This window comes from Vibrio fujianensis (assembly GCF_002749895.1).
GTDB classification, from domain to species: Bacteria; Pseudomonadota; Gammaproteobacteria; order Enterobacterales; family Vibrionaceae; genus Vibrio; species Vibrio fujianensis.
This window is the reverse complement of sequence record NZ_NBUS01000039.1, coordinates 59338-64426: the sequence shown is the minus strand read 5'-3', so window position 1 is coordinate 64426 and position 5089 is coordinate 59338. Positions and strand designations below refer to the sequence as shown.

Annotated in this window: 3 protein-coding genes; all 3 read left to right on the top strand. The window is 44.3% G+C overall.

The window, feature by feature from the left end; genetic code table 11:
• Window positions 1–481, top strand: a 481-nt coding sequence (locus B7C60_RS05130; protein WP_216639303.1) for a sulfatase/phosphatase domain-containing protein, incomplete at its 5' end; no start/stop codon positions are given.
• A gap of 361 nt (window positions 482–842) precedes the next feature.
• Window positions 843–2081, top strand: a complete 1239-nt coding sequence (locus B7C60_RS05125) for an autotransporter outer membrane beta-barrel domain-containing protein (RefSeq protein ID WP_099610729.1) — start codon at window positions 843–845, stop codon at window positions 2079–2081.
• A 26-nt stretch (window positions 2082–2107) separates the two neighbouring features.
• Window positions 2108–5089, top strand: a 2982-nt coding sequence (locus B7C60_RS05120) for a chondroitinase family polysaccharide lyase (protein ID WP_216639302.1), incomplete at its 3' end; no start/stop codon positions are given.

Genomic DNA, 5089 nt, shown 5'->3' with positions numbered 1-5089 from the left:
AGAGTCTACTCATGTTCCCTTAGTAATTAAAATGCCGAAACAGACACAAGGTGTGGAATATACAGAAGCGGTAAGCTTACTTGATGTTTACCCGACCATTACATCACTATGCGGTTTGCCAGAAGTGCCTTCCAACGAAGGGTTAAGCCTGACCCCTTTCATTAATAACCCTGACTTTAAACGAAATAAGCCAGCGGTGATGACTTGGGGATATAAAAACCATGCCGTGCGTGATGAACGCTACCGTTACATTCAATATCGCGATGGTTCTGAAGAGTTGTATGATCACAACGTCGATCCAAATGAACATACCAACCTGGCAAATCAGTCAGAATACAAAGGTGTGATTGAAAAACTCAAAGTATGGATCCCAACAAAGAATCGCTTACCTTATGGTATGGAAGACTTTAAGCAAGGTGATTTCTTAGAAAAACACTTACGCGAGTGGGAACAAAATGATGTTCCAGACTTCTTAAGCTAATTTATAGTTAACTAACTTCAAGATGCCGACGCAAGTTCGGCACTTTTTTATGGTTACGTATGGATATAAATCTCTCTTTAGTTTTGCTGCGCTGGGTATGAATCTGAGTGCGTTATCCTGAAAAATTCAGAATGTGACTTCTGTCCCTTCTTTTCCTCCTCGCGCGTGGTTTATTTGTGATTTATTCTTTTCGAATCCTTTCTTTTTTGATTTTTTACTAGTTTTTATATGAAATCCTTACCAAGATCACTTACTTCGAAAGTGTTTGTAAATATAATGAACATCTTCGTAAGTTGAGGGTAAAGGCTACGACACCCCGCAACTTTAAAACTATGGCCTTATCATCAAGGGGTGAATAAGAATGTCGATGAACAAAAACACTAAGTTGAGCAATTTAGTCAAATTGACACTCGCTACATCGATGGGTTTTGTCTTTACAACAAGTGTTTCAGCAAACGTCAATATTGATAACCTAACCGGACTAGCTGCCAGTGGTGGTGCTGATGCTTATGATGTGTACAACTTAAAAGCACTGTATGAGTATGTTAATGCAAACCAGGCATGGAACTCAGGGCTTTATCAGTTGTTAGAATCCGCAACCACTAAAGAAGAAGCGGCGGCGCTGGCGAGTGCTCTCAGTCCAGATCGCAGCGGGGCGTCGTTATACAGCGTAATGTCATCACAATCTCTCTTTTCCAATACCTTACGTAAACGTGGCACAGACTTTATCTTAGGGGATTACGGTAACACTTCTTTGTGGGTATCGGTTTTGGGGGCAGATTCAAGCCACTATGTGACGAATGATGGTAGCAATCGCTATGATGGTTATAACTCAGAATCCACGGGTATTGCCTTCGGTTACGATCTTATGCGTTCAAGTGATGCAATTGTTGGGTTAGCATTCAGTCAACAAAAAACAGACGTGAAAAACCGTCTGACTGGCCGTAGGCTGGATATCGAAAATTACTATGCGGCCTTGCATGGTCTGTTCAAATTTGACGACATATATATTTCAGCACAAGGTATTGTTGGTTGGTCTGATTACCTAAGCAAACACAATGTGAATGGTGTTCCTTCTTACTCAGGTTCAACCGCTGAAGATGCAACGTTTGGTGGTGATAACTACGGTGTGAGTGCGGATTTGTACTACCCACTTTACGTTGGTTCTTTTACTGTTCTTCCATCTGTTTACGCCAATTACCAATTGGTTCGCGTGGATGGTTATAAAGAAAATCAAGCCGATAATTCTCTAGTAGTGAAAGATTTTGACAAACTTGAGCATGAAGCCTTGTATCTCGGTGTTGGTGTTGAAGTCGCGAACAGCATTTCCACTAACCTGGGTATTTTCTCTGCACAAGCGAAATTTAAAGCCAAACAAGAAGTGCTTGATCATACCACCTTCTCCAAAGGTCGTCTGGCTAATAGTGGTTATGAATTTTCAGCGCCAATTGCACAACTTGATGACACTTTCTATGAAACCAACGTCGATTTCATCTGGGAAACCGCAAGCAACTTCTCATTTAACCTCGGTGCTCAGTACTCTTGGAGTGATTCACAAGACACGACCATGTTCTACGGCCGTGGGGCGTACTCTTTCTAATTTAGTGGGTTGTATTGAAAATGAAAATGACACTTAAACTCCTGCCACTTACTGTCTTCTCTGCATTACAAAGTGGCGCGGTCATGGCTGCAGACATCGATACTACGTCTTATTTACAGCCTGCGGGACACATGTATTTCTTTGAGCAAGGCATGCCTGCGCCCATTCAGGCGGAAAAAGGCACGCTGAGCTTAAATAATGATTTCCGTAAAGACGGTGATACGGGTCTTAAATGGGAATTTGAGCGTAAAGGTAAGCTCATTTTTAACCAGCCAATTGGCTACAAGCACTTTGAAGCCAACGGTAAAGACCAGTCGACCAGTGCCTTTACCACTTGGATTTACAATACCAAAGCGAACAAAGGTCAATTGCGTTTTTCATTCAAAGAGGCAGGTAAAACTCAAGTCTACTTTGATGTAAACATGGATTTCGAAGGTTGGCGTCAGTTAATGATTCCTTTCGAAGACATGACAGGTAAAGCAACGGAAACCATGGATCAGTTGGTGATTGACACCACAGATATGGCAGATAAGGGAACGATTTACCTGGATCAGGTGATGGTGAGCATTCCTGTTGATCCTCGCTGGGCTACACGTGACGCACAAGTCCCGTTTGTGAATTTAGCTGCCGATACCGCGCCAAACCAACATTGGTTAGCGTTGCATCGTTATTATGGTTTTATCAACCAATATCAAGATCGCCAGCATGAGAGTGCAAAAGTCACATCATCCGCTAAGGCGCCTCGTTCTATTGCTGATATTCATGAGAAATTGCATGCGTTTGCACTTGGTAAAGCACAAAGTAACAGTCATGCAAAATTAGCTGAGATCGAAAAGAAATACGCCTCTTATAACCTGAAAGAGGTGGATGGCGTTATTGTTGGTGAAGGGCTTGATAACTCAAACCGATTGAAACTGTTCCTCGACAAAGGCGTAAATCGTGGTTTGCTTGATGAGAATGGTTTTGAGGTTGTTTTTGATACTGCCGATTTGCGTCGCTATGGTGAGTTAATGCTCGATATTGCGCGAGCATTGCAAGGCAAACTTGATGATAACACGCGTGCGGATCTCACTGATAAGTACGTTAAATTAACGCGCTACGCATTAGCACAAGGCTATACCGCTGAGAGTGGCGTTGGTACTGTGCATCACTTTGGTTATACATTGCGTGCGCTATTCCAGGCGCATTACTTATCACGTGATCTATTGCAAGCGCACGGCTTAAGTAAAGACGTTACTGAGATGATGGCATGGTTCTCGGGTGCAGGGCGTATCTACCGACCAGTAGAAGAGATGACCAGCTTCAACGTTGATGTCATGAACACGCAATTGCGTGGTATGTTGTACAGCATCTTGATGCAAGAAGACGCTGAAAAACGAGACATGTTGTTGGCACAGTTTGGTTTCTGGCTGTCTAAGTCTATCTCAACTTCTCATGGTCTCAGTGGAGGCTTTAAGCAAGATGGTTCTATCTTCCACCACTCTCAACACTATCCAGCATATGGTAACGGAGCGCTAACCGGTCTGACACCTGTAGTTGAAGCGTTAGCTCGCACAAAATATGCGATCGACACTCATGCCCATGAAACGCTGAAAAAAGCAACCGCAATGTCGGAAATATGGAGCAATGATGGGCTAACATTAATGTCCATTACTGGCCGCCACCCAACGGGTAAAGAAGGCATCTCTGTTGAGCCGTTCCAGCACATGGCAATGGCTGGCACACCGGACGGCAAACAAGATATTGACCCGGATATGGCATCGGCATACCTGCGTTTAACCAAAGGTATGAAAGATGACTCATTCCGTCGTTTCTTGCTAGATAAAGGCTTTAAAGCGGGCTCTGTCGCGCAGGGTAACTGGGCAATGAACTATGCCAGTATGGGCATTCAACGCCGAGATGACTGGGTTGCTGCCGTACGCGGTTTCAGCCGTTACTTAGTCAGCCATGAATCCTATGCGAATGCAAACCGCTACGGACGTTACATTAACTATGGTCAATTAGAGATCATGGATGCAGACGGTAAGACGCGTGCATTCAGCCATGATGGCTGGGATTGGAACCGTTGGCCAGGCACGACAGCAGTCCAGCTTCCGATGGGGCAGGTTGAAGCGCATCTACTCAACGTTGACCGTTTCTCTGGTTTAGAAGAGATGTTGTTCTCTGAACAAACCTATGCTGGCGCAGTTTCTAATGGAAAAAATGGCTTGTATGCCATGGTGCTGCAAGGCCACCCTAAATATGATGCCTCTTTTCGCGCTAACAAGTCGATCTTTTTCTTTGATAACCGAATTGTTGCCCTAGGTAGCGATATTGTGACCAAGGTAAACGACTACCCAACACAAACGACTTTGTTCCAACATGCGATTCGTTCTCCACGCGATACCATATTGGTTAACGGTAATGCTTACCAGGGGGCTGAAACAGCGTTGAAGTCCACCAGAAATGGTCACCAACAAATCATCGACCCAGATGGTAACGCTTATTTTGTTCCGGGTAACAGCGTCGTCAAAGTTGCGGCTCAGAAGCAGCAGTCACTACACCAAAAGAACAGCTCTGTAACTGAGGGTGAATTTGCCACGGCTGTGATTGATCATGGTAAAGCGCCTAACAAGGCGGGATACGAATACGCTGTTCTAATCAATCCAGAACAAAAAGAGTTACTGACTTTTGCTAGCACTTTGGATGATAAAAAGGCGGCTCCTTACCGAGTCCTGCAAAAAGATAGCAAAGCACACGTGGTCCTTGACCGTGCGAGCAGAACCACTGGCTACGCTGTTTTTGCTCAATCAGAGTTCAAATTTGGTGTGATTGCGAGTGTAGACAAACCAGCTATGTTGATGGTGGAGAAGAAAGGCCAAGCTATTAATCTAGCGATGGTTAATCCAGACCTCAACTTATACCAAGGTAAGGATGAGTCGCAGTACACCGAAGACGGTGTGCAAAAAGAGGTGAGCATCTACTCTCGTGAGTGGCGTCATAGTCCATCTCAACCAGTAGCTAACTCA

Coding starts and splice junctions, on each gene's coding strand:
- B7C60_RS05125 (WP_099610729.1), top strand. CDS start 843: ATGTCGATGAACAAAAACACTAAGTTGAGCAATTTAGTCAAATTGACA.